The sequence below is a fragment of the Paraburkholderia sp. SUR17 genome (genome assembly GCF_029536165.1).
GTDB lineage: Bacteria > Pseudomonadota > Gammaproteobacteria > Burkholderiales > Burkholderiaceae > Paraburkholderia > Paraburkholderia kururiensis.
This window is the reverse complement of sequence record NZ_CP120509.1, coordinates 1,531,512-1,545,873: the sequence shown is the minus strand read 5'-3', so window position 1 is coordinate 1,545,873 and position 14,362 is coordinate 1,531,512. Positions and strand designations below refer to the sequence as shown.

Sequence of the window (14,362 nt, the reverse complement as noted above, 5' to 3'; positions counted from 1 at the left end):
CTGCCCGATCGTCGGGCTGCCCGGCCCATTCATGTCAAGGAAAGCATCATCATGAAACGCTTCAACGACGCGCACGTTGCGTCTCTCCACACGCCCGGCTCCGCCAGCGAGCCCGACAAGACCACGAGCCGCCGACGGTTCGTGACCAGCGCACTCGCCGGCGCCGCCGCGCTCGCGCTTTATCCTGCGCGCCTGCCGCGCGCGTGGGCGGCCGAGGCTCCGGCGGCTGCCGCCCCCAGCTCTGCCGGAACGGCAGCGGCAAAGCAACTGGCCGTCGTACGTCGCACGATCGAGGTGAACGGTCGCGCCGCGAGCGTCTACGGCGTCGTGCAGCCGAACGGCGCGCAAGGCATCCGGTTGACTGCGGGCGACGCGTTCGACGTCGCGCTGCGCAATGAAACCAGCGACGCCACGCTGATCCACTGGCACGGCCTCACGCCGCCCTGGAACCAGGACGGCGTGCCCGACGCTCCCATGCCGCTGCTCGGGGCGCACGCTCAGCAGCGCTACCACTTCCCGGTGAACGCGCCCGGCACCTACTGGATGCACGCGCACACGTTGCAGGAGCAGCAACTCCTCGCGGCGCCGCTGATCGTGGCCGATCCGGCGGATGGCCGCCGCGACGAACAGGAAGTCGTCGTCATGCTGCACGACTTTTCGTTCAAGTCGCCCGAAGAACTGCTGGCGAGCCTGACGAAGGGCGGCCAGCACGGCGCCGCGCCGGATGCCCACGGGAGCCACGGCGCCATGAGCAGTCAAGGCGCCATGGGAAGCGCGCACGCGGCGGGCGACATGAACATGAGCGGTATGAAGATGCAGCAGCCTTCATCGGCCCACGACTCGATGGCCGGCATGGACATGAGCGGCATGAACGACAACACGCACGACATGAGCAGCATGGCCGGCAGCATGCCCATGGACCTCAACGACATCGACTACGACGCCTATCTCGCCAACGACCGCACGCTCGCGGACCCCGAAGTCGTGAAGGTGGAGCGGGGCGCACGGGTGCGCTTGCGCATCGTCAACGGCGCGACGGCTACGGCGTTCACGGTGGACCTCGGCGGCCTCACCGGGTCGCTGATCGCCGTGGACGGTCAACCCGTGCAGCCCGTAACGGGCCGTCGGTTCCCGGTCAGCATGGGGCAGCGCATCGACGTTCGTTTGCAGTTGCCCAACGATGCACGCGCATTCCCGGTCCTCGCGCTGCGCGAAGGCGCAAGGGAGCGCACCGGCATCGTTCTGCAACCCGCCGGCGCTCCGGTGCGCAAGATTGCCTCCACGGGCGCTGCCGCAGGGCCCGTGCTCGACCTCGCGCTGGAATCCCGGTTGCGCGCCGCTTCGCCGCTCGCGCCACGGCGCCCGGCCCAAACCTTCCAGATGACGCTCATGGGCGACATGGCCGCTTACCGCTGGGCGCTCGCCACGCAGCCGCGCATCGAGGTGGACCGCGGGGAGCGCGTCGAAGTGACGATGCGCAACGCGAGCATGATGGCGCACCCGATGCATCTGCACGGCCACCACTTCCAGGTGGTCGCCATCGACGGCCATCGCGTCAATGGCGCGGTGCGCGACACGGTGCTGCTGCCGCCGGGACGCTCGGTGACGATTGCCGTCGATGCGAACAATCCCGGGCAATGGGCGTTTCACTGCCATCACCTGTACCACATGGCGGCGGGGATGATGACGACCTTCGCGTATCGCGCGTAGCCGCAGTAACGAACGCGGCCCTGGGCGAATCGATCAAGCCAGGGGCGGCGGCCACTTTCTTCCGCCCAAAACAAAGCCGGCCTCGCCAGGAAGGGTTCCTGGGAGGCCGGCGTACTGTCCGGTCAAGACGGCATCGACTTCGCTCGCCTTATTGGCGAGCCCGCCGTGCTCAGGCCGTAACGTTGATCATCGTGCCGATGGTCTGGCCGCTCGCGTTGACGACGGGCGGTTGCGTCTGCGGTTGGGCCTGCACCGCTTTGGCGCCGCTGTCGTCGGCATCGCCGTCGATATCCGGGCCCACTTCCTGTGCTTCGTTCCCCGTAGACGCATAGCGTGCCGACTGCTGGGCAGCCTGCATCGACATGGCGACCTGACTGCCAATTGAAGAGATGGTCATTGCGCACCTGTTTTATGAATGGAAAATGACCAACCGCGCCGGAGCCACCTTCACTTCGATCACCACAACCGGACGGCCCACGCGCGAGTGGCCGCCTGCATCTTACGCGCCCGCTGCTGAAGGGAGCCTTAAGGGCGCACTTAAGGACGCACTTAAGGACGCGCGCGCCGCGCCGCCTGCTGCCCCGCGCCGGCCTTCGTTCTCGTCTGCTCACCATGCCGCCGCCGCGCCGCGAGGCAGTGTTCCACCGCCTCGCTCACGGTCGCGAAGAACGGCGTGCGGCTGCCGAACCGTCCAAACATGCCGTAGGCGCGCAGCCAGTCCTTGACCGGATCCTTCATCTCGGCAAAGCCGAGGCGGATGCCCTCGGCTTCCAGTTCGTCGCGCAGGGCGTCGAGCACGTCGGCGGCGGTCACGTCGATGTCGGTAATCGGCTCGGCGGCCACGATCGCCCATTCCACCCGGGTCGGCGAATCGGCAATGGCGCGGCGCAGATGGTCCGCGAAGATGTTCGCGTTGGCGAAGAAAAGCGGCGCGTCCCAGCGGAACAGCACGAGCCCCGGCAGTTGCTGTGCCTCGGGATGACGGCTCACGTCGTGATAGCCGCGCATGCCCGTGACGCGGCCCAGCACGGCATCGTAGGGATGCCACGCGCGCCACACGAACGAGAGCAGCGCGAGTCCCACCGACAGAAAAATGCCCTGAATCACGCCGAGCAGCACGACGCCCGCGAAGCACAGCATCGACACCGCGAACTCGCTGCGCCGGGTGCGAAAAAGCCGCGCCACGTTGCGGATTTCGACAATGCCCACCGACGCGCAGATCACGATGGCCGCCAGCGCCGAATACGGCACGTGGGCCAGCAGCGCGGGCGCGGCGAGCAGCAGCGCGGCCATGCAGGCGGCGGCCACGAGCCCCGTGACCTGCGTCTGCGCGCCGGCCGCCTGCGCCACCGGCGTGCGCGACGAACTGCTGCTCACCGGGCATCCCTGGAACAGCCCGGCCAGCAGGTTCGCCGCGCCCAGCGCGATCAGTTCCTGGTTGCGGTCGGCCTCGGTGTCCGTGCGCGGGGCAAACGCGCGCGACAACACGCTGATGTCGGCAAACGAAACGAGCGCGATGGCAATCGCGCCGCCTGCGAGTCCGCCGATCTCGGCGAACGTCAACGTTGGCCATTGCGGCCGGCCCCCGCCGGACGGCAGCGCCCCGATCACGGCGAGCGTCACCTGGCGTTGGTCGTGCAGCCACCAGCCGGCGAGTGCGGCCACCGCGCAGACCACCAGCATGCCCGGCAGCGACGGCGCGACCCGCCGCAGCACCATGATCGCGACGATGCACGACACGCCGATAGCCGCTGCGGCCACGTTGGCCTCACCGTCGGCCACGCCATGCGCCACGTGCAGCAGCGAGCCGGCGAAGGTGTGGCTGCTGCCGTCGAGCCCGAGCAGCCGCGGCAACTGGCTTGCCGCAAGCGTCACGGCAATGCCGTTCAGATAGCCATAGCGGATAGGCTGGGAGAGCAGGTCGGAGACGAAGCCGAAGCGCAGCAGGCCGAACAGCACGCAGACGGCGCCGGCCATGATGGCCAGCATGGCGGCCAGCGCCACGGTGTGGCCGGCGTCGCCGTGTGCGAGCGGCAGCACGGTAGCGGCAATGAGCGCGGCGAGGGCGGAATCGGGGCCGAGCACGAGGATGCGGCTCGGACCGAACACGGCGTAGCCCACGAGCGCGGCGATCGTGGCATAGAGCCCGGCCATGACGGGCAGGCCCGAGGCCTCCGCATAGCTCATGCCGACCGGAATCAGCACGGCCGTCAGCGCGAGGCCGGCGAAGAGGTCCTTGGCGAACCACGCGCGCTGGTAGCCGCGCAGCATCGCGACGCCCGGCACCCAGCGATCGAGACGCGACACACCACGTGCGGCGCCGGAGGGCAAGGGCGGTTCGGGACTGGACATGGTGAGCTGGGGTGTGCGGGTGGTGTGATGGAGCGACTAGATGAGACGTCGGGGATATCCCCACATTAGTTCACTCGCGCCCCGGCCGCGGTTTGACGTGGGTCATCCGTGGCGGGGCGCGCGTGCATTGCACGCCAGCGGGGCACTCGGGGGCACTCGTCCGGAAACTCGCCGCGCCGCTCGCTCAAGCCTCGGTCGCCGAAAACTCCTGGAACGCCTTCAGCGCGTGCGCGGCGTACATCATCGACGGACCGCCGCCCATGTACACCGCGGTGCCCAGCACGTCGTCCAGTTCCGCGCGCGTGATGCCGAGTTTCACCAGCGTTTGCACGTGAAAGCCGATGCAGTCGTCGCACCGGCCGGCAATGGCGATGCCGAGCGCGATGAGTTCGCGCGTCTTCCTCGTCAAGGCGCCGTCTTTCGTGCCCGCTGCCGCAAGCTGGCTGAAGGTGGCCATGAGTTCGGGCTGGGTCTCGCGCATGGCGCGCATCTGGCCGGAAACCGCGGTGACTGTGTCCTTGAAGCTGGGGATGCTGCTCATGCTGGCCTCGCTGTTGAATCGACGGGGCTTTAACGATACGAAGGTTCGTGCCGACATCGTTTGATCTGCTGCAATAGACGGTTGAGCGCCTTCACCGGCGCGCTGGGCCGACGGCCCCGTGTGCGAACCGTCCCCGGCGCATGACTGGAATAGCGTCTATGATCACGTTTTCCGCCACGTATTTGCGCGACCGCACACGGCGCGCACGGAGCACTCGCATGCATCGCATCGGCTATCTGTTGTCGGACGGGTTTCAGATCATGGCGCTCGCCACCCAGGCGGTGTTCGAGTACGCCAACGACACCGCGGGCAGCCCCTTCTACACCATGGCGCACTACTCGGCCGAGGGCGGCGAGGTGCGTTCGTCGGTCGGGCTCGCGGTGGGCACGCGGGCCGCGGGGCCACGCACGCAGGCGGACACGTGGATCGTGGCGGGCGTGAGCGACCCGCTCGCCGTGCCCGCAGAGCCCGCCGCGCTCGCCTTCATCCGCAAGGCCACAGGCCGCGCGCGCCGCGTCGCGGCCATCTGCACGGGCGGTTTCGTGCTGGCGCAAGCCGGCCTGCTCGACGGACGCCGCGCCACCACGCACTGGGCCTTCGCCCGCGAGATGCAGAAGCGCTTTCCCGGCATCCGCGTGGAAGAAGACCGCATCTTCATCATCGACGGCCCGCTCTGGACGTCGGCCGGCATGACGGCAGGGCTCGACCTCGCTCTCGGCATGGTCGAGAAAGATCTGGGCGCGGACGTGGCGCGCACGGTCGCGCACAAGCTCGTCATGCATCAGCGGCGCGCGGGCGGCCAGTCCCAGCATTCGGAGATGCTCGATCTCGCGCCGAAGTCCGACCGCATCCAGAACGCGCTCAATTACGCGCGCAAGAACCTGACGCGTCCGCTCACGGTGGAAGAGCTGGCCGCGGCGGCGCATCTGAGCGCGCGCCAGTTCAGCCGCGTGTTCACGATGGAAACGGGGCAATCGCCCGCGAAAGCGGTGGAGGGGCTGCGGCTGGAAGCGGCCCGGCTCATGATCGAGCAGAGCCGGCATTCGCTCGACGTCATCGCGAAGGAGACCGGCTTTCGCGACCGGCGCCACCTGCGCGAGGCGTTCGTACGCGGCTTCGGCGTGCCGCCGCAGGCGGTGCGGCGCGAAGTGCGCAGCGGGGCTCACGCCACCGCCACCTCCGCGTAGGCCTCGCGGCTTGCCACCCGCAACGCTTCCACCATCACTTCCGCCGCCGGCGAGAGCAGCCGGTCGGCCCGCGTGATGATGCCGAAGTCGTCCATCTGGCAATTCATCTGCAGCGGCAGGATCTCCACCATGCCGTGGCCCGCGTAGTAGCGGCCCACGTCTTCGGCGATCACCGCGATCATGTCGCTCTGTTCCAGCACTCGCGTAATGAAGAGCAGGGCCGAGGTCTCCACCACGTTCGACGGCGGCGCGAGGCTCGCGCGCTGGAACATCATGTCGAAGCGGTGGCGCAGCACGCTGCCCGCGGGCGGCACGACCCAGGCGAAGCGCTCCACGTCGGGCAGTGCGGCCGGCGCGCGGGCCAGCATGGGGTGGCCGGGCCGCACCACGGCGCAGATCGGCTCGCCGGCGAGCGGCTCGTAGCGCAGTTGCAGCGCGTCGTGGTCGGCGGAAAGACGCCCGAGCACCACGTCGAGCTTGTCCTGCGCGAGCCGCTCCAGCAGCACGTTGCTCGCTTCGATTTCCACGGAAACACGCATGTTCGCGTGCGTGCGCTTGACCGCTGCCACGGCCGCGGGCAACACGCGCACGCTGGGCGAGGTGATGGCGCCCACGGCCACGTGGCCGAGCCGCCCGGCCTTCAGCGCCGTCAGTTCCTCCTGGGCCTGGTCGAGGCTCTCCAGCACGGCGCGGGCATGGCGGATCAACGCGTCGCCGTAGAGCGTGGGCCGCATGCCGCGCGGCATGCGCTCGAACAGCACCGCGCCCAGCAGTTCCTCCAGTTCGCGCAGCACCTTCGAAGCGGCCGGCTGCGTCATGTTCAGCGTGGCCGCCGCGCGATGGATGTTGCCGGTTTCCGCCAGCGCCACGACCAGCAGCAACTGGCGTGTTCTGAGGCGAGTTCGGACGTAGGAAGGGCTCGTTTCCAGCATGGCGTAGGTATTTACACTAATGTCGAAATAGATATCGTAAACGTCTGGATTTTCATTGGAAGGTTATCAGACTTGTCCTTAAACTGTGCCGCATATTTCGCCTTGAGAACAAACAGAGACGATGTCGGCTTCGAAACCCAAACTGCGCTCCCAACAGTGGTTCGGCACCACGGACAAGAACGGCTTCATGTACCGAAGCTGGATGAAGAACCAGGGCATTCCGGACCACGAATTCGACGGCCGGCCCATTATCGGCATCTGCAATACGTGGTCGGAACTTACGCCGTGTAATGCCCATTTCCGCAAGCTCGCGGAGCACGTGAAGCGCGGCATCTACGAAGCCGGCGGTTTCCCGGTGGAATTCCCGGTGTTCTCGAACGGCGAGTCGAACCTGCGGCCCACCGCCATGCTCACGCGCAACCTCGCGAGCATGGACGTGGAAGAGGCCATTCGCGGCAACCCCATCGACGCCGTCGTGCTGCTCGCCGGCTGCGACAAGACCACGCCGGCGCTCTTGATGGGCGCGGCCAGTTGCGACGTGCCGGCCATCGTCGTCTCCGGCGGCCCGATGCTCAACGGCAAGCTGGAAGGCAAGGACATCGGCTCCGGCACGGCCGTCTGGCAACTGCACGAGTCGCTGAAGGCGGGCGAGATCGACCTGCATCATTTCCTTTCGGCTGAAGCCGGCATGTCGCGCTCGGCCGGCACCTGCAACACGATGGGCACGGCCTCCACGATGGCGTGCATGGCCGAAGCGCTCGGCGTGACGCTGCCGCACAACGCCGCCATTCCCGCCGTGGATGCGCGCCGCTACGTGCTCGCTCACATGTCGGGCATCCGCATCGTGGAGATGGCGCTGGAAGGGCTCACGCTCTCGAAGCTGCTCACGCGCGAGGCGTTCGAAAACGCGATTCGCACGAACGCGGCCATCGGCGGCTCCACCAACGCCGTGATCCACCTGAAAGCGATTGCCGGGCGCATCGGCGTGCCGCTCGAACTGGAAGACTGGATGCGCATTGGCCGCAACACACCCACCATCGTCGACCTGCTGCCCTCGGGCCGCTTCCTGATGGAAGAGTTCTATTACGCGGGCGGCTTGCCGGCGGTGCTGCGGCGCCTGGGCGAAGCGGGCCTGATCCCGCATCCCGACGCGCTCACCGCGAACGGCAAGACGCTGTGGGACAACGTGCGCACGGCGCCCAACTACAACGACGAAGTGATTCGCCCGCTCGACAAGCCGCTCATCGCGGACGGCGGCATCTGCATCCTGCGCGGCAATCTGGCGCCGCGCGGCGCGGTGCTGAAGCCCTCGGCGGCAACGCCCGAGCTGCTCAAGCATCGCGGCCGTGCCGTGGTGTTCGAGAACTTCGACCACTACAAGGCGACCATCAACGACGAGTCGCTCGACGTGGATGCGAATTCCGTGCTTGTCATGAAGAATTGCGGTCCGCGCGGCTATCCTGGCATGGCCGAAGTGGGCAACATGGGCCTGCCGCCGAAGCTCTTGCGGCAGGGCGTGAAGGACATGGTGCGAATTTCGGATGCCCGCATGAGCGGCACCGCTTACGGCACCGTGGTATTGCACGTGGCGCCGGAAGCCGCGGCGGGCGGTCCGCTCGCGGCGGTGCGCACGGGCGACTGGATCGAGCTGGACTGCGAAGCCGGCCGGCTCCATCTGGACATCAGCGACGAAGAACTCGCGCGGCGCCTGTCCGACGTCGATCCGCTCGCAGCACCGGGCGTGGCCGAGCAGAGCGACCGCGGCGGCTACGCGCGGCTCTACGTCGACCACGTGCTGCAGGCCGACGAAGGCTGCGACCTCGACTTCCTCGTGGGTCAGCGCGGCTGCGCCGTGCCGCGTCACTCGCATTGAGTCATTGAGGCATTGAGCAGGACTTGAGAGTCATGAACACGAACGCGAAGCGTCCTTACAGCGGCATTTTCCCGGTGGTGCCTACCACCTTCACCGAGACCGGCGAACTCGATCTGGCGAGCCAGAAGCGCGCTGTCGACTTCATGATCGACGCCGGTTCGGACGGCCTGTGCATTCTCGCGAACTTCTCCGAGCAGTTCGCGCTGACCGACGACGAGCGCGAGACGCTCACGCGCGCGATCCTGGAACACGTGGCAGGCCGCGTGCCCGTCATCGTGACGACGACGCACTACGGCACCCGCGTCGCCGCCGAGCGCAGCCGCCGCGCGCAGGACCAGGGCGCGGCGATGGTCATGCTGATGCCGCCGTATCACGGCGCCACCTTCCGCGTGCCCGAGCCGCAGATCTACGACTTCTACGCGCGCGTGTCGGATGCCATCGACATTCCGATCATGATCCAGGACGCACCCGCGAGCGGCACGGTGCTCTCCGCGCCGTTCCTCGCCCGCATGGCGCGCGAGATCGAGCAGGTGGCGTACTTCAAGATCGAAACGCCGGGCGCCGCGAACAAGCTGCGCGAACTGATCCGGCTGGGCGGCGAAGCCGTGGAAGGTCCGTGGGACGGCGAAGAGGCCATCACGCTGCTGGCCGACCTCAACGCGGGCGCGACGGGCTCCATGACGGGTGGCGGTTTTCCCGACGGCATCCGTCCGATCATCGAAGCGCACCGCGAAGGCCGCCTCGACGACGCCTTCACGCTCTATCAGCGCTGGCTGCCGCTCATCAATCACGAGAACCGTCAGGCGGGGCTGCTCGCGTGCAAGGCGCTCATGAAGGAAGGCGGCGTGATCGACTGCGAACTGCCGCGCCATCCGCTGCCGGCCATGCATCCCGAAACGCGTGCCGAACTCGTCGCCATTGCGCGCCGGCTCGATCCGCTCGTGCTGCGCTGGGCGAAGTAAGCACACGAGAACCGCGCAAAGCAAAGCCACCATGACGACGAATTCGACCTACAGCATCGCCATCGCGGGCGTCGGCAAGATTGCCCGCGACCAGCATCTGCCCGCCATCGCGGCTCACAGCGGCTTCGACCTCGTCGCCTGCGCGAGCCGCCATGCCGAGGTGGACGGCGTGCGCAACTACAAGACCATCGAAGAACTGCTTGCCGCCGAAAGCGAGCTGGACGCCGTGTCGCTCTGCGCGCCGCCCCAGGTGCGCTACGCGCAGGCGCGCGCCGCGCTGGAAGCCGGCAAGCACGTGATGCTCGAAAAGCCGCCCGGCGCGGGCGTGAGCGAAGTGGAAGCGCTGCGCGAACTCGCGAGCGCCCACAACCGCACGCTCTTCGCGACGTGGCATTCGCGCCATGCCAGCGCCGTGGAACCGGCGCGCGGCTGGCTCGCGCAACGCACCATCCGCGGCGTGCACGTGCGCTGGAAGGAAGACGTGCGCCGCTGGCATCCGGGCCAGCAATGGATCTGGGAGCCGGGCGGTCTCGGCGTCTTCGATCCGGGCATCAACGCGCTTTCCATCGTCACGCGCATCCTGCCGCGTGCGGTGCTGCTGCGCGCGGCCACGCTGTGGATGCCCTCGGACGCCGCCACGCCCATCGCCGCGGAACTCGACTGCATCGATACGCTCGGCGTGCCCGTGCGCGCGGAGTTCGACTGGCGCCATGGCCCGGTCGAGCAATGGGAAATCGACGTGGAAACCACCGATGGCCTGCTCTCCATCAGCGAAGGCGGCAAGCGCCTGTCGATTGCGGGCGAGCCGGTCGAGCTTGGACCTGAGCGCGAATATCCGTCGCTCTATGAACACTTTCACACGCTCATCGCGAACGGCGCGCACGACGTGGACGTGCGTCCGCTTCAACTGGTGGCCGACGCGTTCCTGCTCGGCCGGCACGTGGAGGTGGAAGCGTTCGGCGGCTGAGCGGTCTTGTTCGGGACCGCACCTGCCGCAGCCGGCAAGGCAGAACAAAACAGAAGCAACACCCACGCTTGAAGCAGCTTGAAATTAGCTTGAAACCAGCTTGAAACAAACGGTTGAACAACAACCACTCACCAGGAGACTCGCATGACCCGCACCCTTCGCCGTCTGACCCTGCGCGCCGCGCTCGCCGCCATGTGCGTGGCGCCGCTCGGCATGCTCGCCACGGCCCAGGCCGACACGCCGCTCAAGATCGGCTTTCTCGTGAAGATGCCCGAGCAGGCATGGTTCATCAACGAGCAGAAGGCCGCCACGGCGCTCGGCAAGCAGGAAGGTTTTTCGGTGGTGAACATCGGCACGCCGGACGGTGAAAAGGTGCTGTCGGCCATCGACAACCTCGGTGCACAAGGCGCGCAAGGCTTCGTGATCTGCGCACCGGATGTGCGTCTCGGACCGGCTATCGCCGCGCGCGCGAAGCGCTACAACATGAAGTTCGTGACGGTGGACGACCAGTTGGTCGATTCGTCGGGCAAGCCGCTTGCCACCGTGCCGCACCTCGGCATGTCGGCGTTCAAGATCGGCAACCAGGTGGGCCAGGCGATCTCGGACGAAATGAAGAAGCGCGGCTGGAAGCCCGAAGAAGTGGGCGCGCTGCGCGTGACGGACTACGAACTGCCCACGGCCAAGCTGCGCACCGACGGCGCCACGCAGACGCTGCTCGCCAACGGCTTCAAGAAGGAAAACATCTTCGACGCGCCGCAGAAGACCACCGACGACGAAGGCGGCTTCAACGCAGCGTCGCCCGTGCTCGCACAGCACCCGAACATCAAGAAGTGGGTGGTGTTCGCGCTGAACGAAGAAACGGTGCTGGGCGCCGTGCGCGCAACGGAACAACTGCACATTCCGTCTGCCGACGTGATTGGCGTGGGCATCAACGGCGCGGGCGAAGCGTTCGCCGAGTTCCAGAAGAAGGAACCCACGGGTTTCTATGGCACGATCGCGGTGAGCTCGACGAACCACGGCAAGCAAAGCACGCAGAACCTCGTGGACTGGATCCGCAACGGCAAGCAGCCGCCCGCCGACACGCAGACCACGGGCAAGCTGATGACGCGCGAAAACTGGCAAGCCGTGCGCACCGAGCTGGGCATTTAATCTGAAGGCGTGCGGGCAGGGATGCAATGACTGAAACGATGACTCATGCCGGCGCGGCCACCGCGCTGGCGAGCGGCGGCAACAACGGTGCCGGGCGCGCTTACCTCGAACTCGACGGGATCTCCGTGAGTTTTCCGGGCGTGCGCGCGCTCGACCGCGTGTCGCTCACGGTGCGCGCCGGCGAAGTGCTCGGCTTGATGGGCGAGAACGGCGCCGGCAAATCGACGCTGCTCAAGGTGCTCTCGGGTGTGAACCATCCGCAGGAAGGCACGCTGCGCTTGAACGGCGTGGAGCACCGCTTCGCCACCACGCGCGCCGCGCTGGATGCGGGCATCGCGATCATCTATCAGGAACTGCATCTCGTGCCCGAGCTGACGGTGGCGGAAAACCTGATGCTCGGGCAGTTGCCGAACCGGCTCGGCGTGGTGGACGAGAGCACGCTCGTCTCGCGCGCCATGGACGAATTGAAGCGTCTTGGCGAGCGCATCGACCCCAACACGCCGGTCAAGAATCTCTCCATCGGCCAGCGCCAGATGATCGAGATCGGCAAGGCGCTGATGCGCGACGCGCGCGTCATCGCCTTCGACGAACCCACGAGCTCGCTCTCGGCGCGCGAGACGGTCAACCTCTTTCGCATTATCAACGCGCTGCGCGCCGAAGGGCGCGCCATCATCTACGTCACGCACCGCATGGACGAGGTCTACGAGCTGTGCGACCGCGTCACGGTGTTCCGCGACGGCCGCCACATCGAGACGTTCGAGTCGGTGGACGGCCTCGAGCGCGACCGGCTGATCGCCTGCATGGTGGGCCGCTCGATTGCCGACGTCTACGGCTACCGGCCGCGCGAGGCCGGCGACGTGATGATCGAGGCGAAGGGCCTGATGGGCCCGGGTCTGGCCGAACCGATCTCGTTTGCCGCGCGGCGCGGCGAGATCGTGGGCTTCTTCGGGCTGGTGGGCGCGGGGCGCTCCGAACTCATGAAGCTGCTGTACGGCGCCGAGCGGCCGAGCGCGGGCCACGTCGAACTGAACGGCCGGCGCGTGGCCTTTGCGAGCCCGCGCGACGCCGTGCGCGCCGGCATTGCGCTGTGCCCCGAAGACCGCAAGCAGGAAGGCATCGTGGCCATCGCATCGGTGGCGGACAACCTCAACATCAGCGCGCGGCGCCATTTCAGCCCCGCGCGCTTCCTGCTCAATGCGCGCCGCGAACGCGAACTCGCGCAGGAATACATCGCGAAACTCGCCATCAAGACGCGCAACGGCGACACGGCCATCGGCACGCTGTCGGGCGGCAACCAGCAGAAGGTGATCCTTTCGCGCTGGCTCGCCGAGCGCATCGAAGTGTTCCTGATGGACGAACCCACGCGCGGCATCGACGTGGGCGCGCGCGCCGAAATCTACAACCTGCTGTACGACCTGGCGGCGGCCGGGCGCACCGTCGTGATGGTGTCGAGCGATCTGGCCGAGGTGATCGGCGTGGCCGACCGCATCATCGTGATGCGCGAGGGCCGCATTGCCGGTACCGTGCCGAAGGCGCAGGCCACCCCCGACGAACTGATCAAGCTGGCGCTGCCGCGCTAGCGCGACGGCATTGCTGATTCACCCGGATCTCCGGACACCGGACGTACCACGAAAGACGAACACGAGATGAGCCAAGCCATGCAACCCCAGGGCACTTCCTCCGTTACCGAACCGGCCGCCGAAGCAGTTGCCGAAGCAGCCGGGCCCATCACGCCCCGCAAGGCGCGCACATGGGACGTCATCAACAAGTCGGGCATCGTGGTGGTGTTCGTCGTGCTGTTCGCGGTGCTCTCCGCGACCGTGCCCGACTTTCTCACCACCCGCAACATCCAGGGCCTGCTGCTCTCGGTCACGCTGATCGGCTCGATCGCGGTCACCATGATGTTCGTGCTCGCGCTCGGCGAGGTGGACCTTTCCGTCGCCTCCATCGTCGCGTTTTCAGGCGTGGTGGCGTCCACCGTCATCACGCAGTCGCATAGCGTGATGCTCGGCATTGCGGCCGGCGTGCTGGCGGGCGGGGCGGTGGGCCTCGTGAACGGCGTGCTGATCGCGCGCTTCAAGATCAACTCGCTGATCGCGACGCTCGCCATGATGGAAGCGGTGCGCGGCCTCGCGTTCCTCACTTCGAACGGCGACGCCGTGATGATCTCGGAAGAGCGCTTCTTCGACCTGGGCGGCGGCTCGTTCCTCGGCATCTCGTTTCCGATCTGGAGCAACATCATCGGCTTCGTGGTGTTCGGCTTCCTGCTGAAAAAGACGGTGTTCGGCAAGAACGTGCTCGCCGTGGGCGGCAACAGCGAGGCGGCGCTGCTCGCGGGGCTGCCCGTGACGCGCATCAAGGTGGTCGTGTTCGTGCTGCAAGGCCTCGTGACCGGCTTCGCGGGCGTGATGCTGGCCTCGCGCATGAGCCTGGGCGACCCGAAGACCTCGGTGGGGCTGGAACTGGGCGTGATCTCGGCGTGCGTGCTGGGCGGCGTGTCGCTCACGGGCGGCGTGGCGACGATCTCCGGCGTGCTGGTGGGCGTGCTGATCATGGGCGCGGTGCAGGACGCCATGAGCCTCATGAACGTGCCGACGTTCTACCAGTACCTGATTCGCGGCGGCATCCTGCTGCTCGCGGTGCTGTTCGACCAGTTCCGGCGCAGCCGCCGGGCGGTTTGAAGCACGGC

The 14,362-nt window shown here is 67.4% G+C and carries 12 protein-coding genes; 8 read left to right on the top strand and 4 right to left on the bottom strand.

The genetic code is table 11. The features are described from left to right. Positions 1–51 precede the first annotated feature (51 nt). The gene (locus P2869_RS24275) at positions 52–1,710 is read left to right on the top strand and encodes a multicopper oxidase domain-containing protein (RefSeq protein WP_277599814.1); all 1,659 of its coding nucleotides are present in this window, start codon (positions 52–54) and stop codon (positions 1,708–1,710) included. Positions 1,711–1,879: 169 nt separating this feature from the next. On the opposite strand, the gene P2869_RS24270 is transcribed toward P2869_RS24275, so the two are convergent. From P2869_RS24270 to P2869_RS24260, 3 genes are all read right to left on the bottom strand, one after another. Then, on the bottom strand, positions 1,880–2,107 hold the full coding sequence (locus P2869_RS24270) for a hypothetical protein (RefSeq protein WP_277599813.1): 228 nt from the start codon (positions 2,105–2,107) through the stop codon (positions 1,880–1,882). A 152-nt stretch (positions 2,108–2,259) separates the two neighbouring features. Further along, on the bottom strand, positions 2,260–4,062 hold the full coding sequence (gene sulP / locus P2869_RS24265; RefSeq protein ID WP_277599812.1) for a sulfate permease: 1,803 nt from the start codon (positions 4,060–4,062) through the stop codon (positions 2,260–2,262). Between the two features lie 184 nt (positions 4,063–4,246). Next, positions 4,247–4,603, bottom strand: a complete 357-nt coding sequence (locus P2869_RS24260; RefSeq protein WP_277599811.1) for a carboxymuconolactone decarboxylase family protein — start codon at positions 4,601–4,603, stop codon at positions 4,247–4,249. Positions 4,604–4,821: 218 nt separating this feature from the next. Here P2869_RS24260 and P2869_RS24255 point away from each other — a divergent pair, with 218 nt between their 5' ends. After that, the gene (locus P2869_RS24255) at positions 4,822–5,790 is read left to right on the top strand and encodes a GlxA family transcriptional regulator (RefSeq protein WP_277599810.1); all 969 of its coding nucleotides are present in this window, start codon (positions 4,822–4,824) and stop codon (positions 5,788–5,790) included. Here P2869_RS24255 and P2869_RS24250 read toward each other — a convergent pair. Next, complete coding sequence (locus P2869_RS24250; protein WP_026121666.1) at positions 5,766–6,722, bottom strand: LysR family transcriptional regulator; 957 nt, start codon at positions 6,720–6,722, stop codon at positions 5,766–5,768. The two genes, P2869_RS24255 and P2869_RS24250, sit on opposite strands and share 25 nt — an antisense overlap. 121 nt (positions 6,723–6,843) lie before the next feature. Here P2869_RS24250 and P2869_RS24245 point away from each other — a divergent pair, with 121 nt between their 5' ends. The 6 genes from P2869_RS24245 (at position 6,844) to araH (ending at position 14,354) form a co-directional block, all read left to right on the top strand. Then, positions 6,844–8,595 (top strand): IlvD/Edd family dehydratase, encoded by a 1,752-nt coding sequence (locus P2869_RS24245; RefSeq protein ID WP_277599809.1) that lies wholly within the window; start codon positions 6,844–6,846, stop codon positions 8,593–8,595. A 32-nt stretch (positions 8,596–8,627) separates the two neighbouring features. Further along, on the top strand, positions 8,628–9,557 hold the full coding sequence (locus P2869_RS24240; protein ID WP_199541893.1) for a dihydrodipicolinate synthase family protein: 930 nt from the start codon (positions 8,628–8,630) through the stop codon (positions 9,555–9,557). Between the two features lie 31 nt (positions 9,558–9,588). Further along, positions 9,589–10,524, top strand: coding sequence for a Gfo/Idh/MocA family oxidoreductase (locus P2869_RS24235; RefSeq protein WP_126878262.1), 936 nt, complete (start codon positions 9,589–9,591; stop codon positions 10,522–10,524). 144 nt (positions 10,525–10,668) lie between these two features. Further along, complete coding sequence (locus P2869_RS24230; RefSeq protein WP_017775819.1) at positions 10,669–11,673, top strand: arabinose ABC transporter substrate-binding protein; 1,005 nt, start codon at positions 10,669–10,671, stop codon at positions 11,671–11,673. A 26-nt stretch (positions 11,674–11,699) separates the two neighbouring features. Continuing rightward, positions 11,700–13,253: an L-arabinose ABC transporter ATP-binding protein AraG gene (araG, locus tag P2869_RS24225; RefSeq protein ID WP_277599808.1), complete on the top strand. Its 1,554-nt coding sequence runs from the start codon at positions 11,700–11,702 to the stop codon at positions 13,251–13,253. A 66-nt stretch (positions 13,254–13,319) separates the two neighbouring features. Continuing rightward, complete coding sequence (gene araH, locus P2869_RS24220; RefSeq protein ID WP_277599807.1) at positions 13,320–14,354, top strand: L-arabinose ABC transporter permease AraH; 1,035 nt, start codon at positions 13,320–13,322, stop codon at positions 14,352–14,354. Positions 14,355–14,362 lie beyond the last annotated feature (8 nt).

Bases quoted from the DNA above. Each gene is read 5' to 3' on its own strand.
- P2869_RS24275 (WP_277599814.1), top strand. From the start codon at position 52: ATGAAACGCTTCAACGACGCGCACGTTGCGTCTCTCCACACGCCCGGC.
- P2869_RS24270 (WP_277599813.1), bottom strand. From the start codon at position 2,107: ATGACCATCTCTTCAATTGGCAGTCAGGTCGCCATGTCGATGCAGGCT.
- sulP (WP_277599812.1), bottom strand. From the start codon at position 4,062: ATGTCCAGTCCCGAACCGCCCTTGCCCTCCGGCGCCGCACGTGGTGTG.
- P2869_RS24260 (WP_277599811.1), bottom strand. From the start codon at position 4,603: ATGAGCAGCATCCCCAGCTTCAAGGACACAGTCACCGCGGTTTCCGGC.
- P2869_RS24255 (WP_277599810.1), top strand. From the start codon at position 4,822: ATGCATCGCATCGGCTATCTGTTGTCGGACGGGTTTCAGATCATGGCG.
- P2869_RS24250 (WP_026121666.1), bottom strand. From the start codon at position 6,722: ATGCTGGAAACGAGCCCTTCCTACGTCCGAACTCGCCTCAGAACACGC.
- P2869_RS24245 (WP_277599809.1), top strand. From the start codon at position 6,844: ATGTCGGCTTCGAAACCCAAACTGCGCTCCCAACAGTGGTTCGGCACC.
- P2869_RS24240 (WP_199541893.1), top strand. From the start codon at position 8,628: ATGAACACGAACGCGAAGCGTCCTTACAGCGGCATTTTCCCGGTGGTG.
- P2869_RS24235 (WP_126878262.1), top strand. From the start codon at position 9,589: ATGACGACGAATTCGACCTACAGCATCGCCATCGCGGGCGTCGGCAAG.
- P2869_RS24230 (WP_017775819.1), top strand. From the start codon at position 10,669: ATGACCCGCACCCTTCGCCGTCTGACCCTGCGCGCCGCGCTCGCCGCC.
- araG (WP_277599808.1), top strand. From the start codon at position 11,700: ATGACTGAAACGATGACTCATGCCGGCGCGGCCACCGCGCTGGCGAGC.
- araH (WP_277599807.1), top strand. From the start codon at position 13,320: ATGAGCCAAGCCATGCAACCCCAGGGCACTTCCTCCGTTACCGAACCG.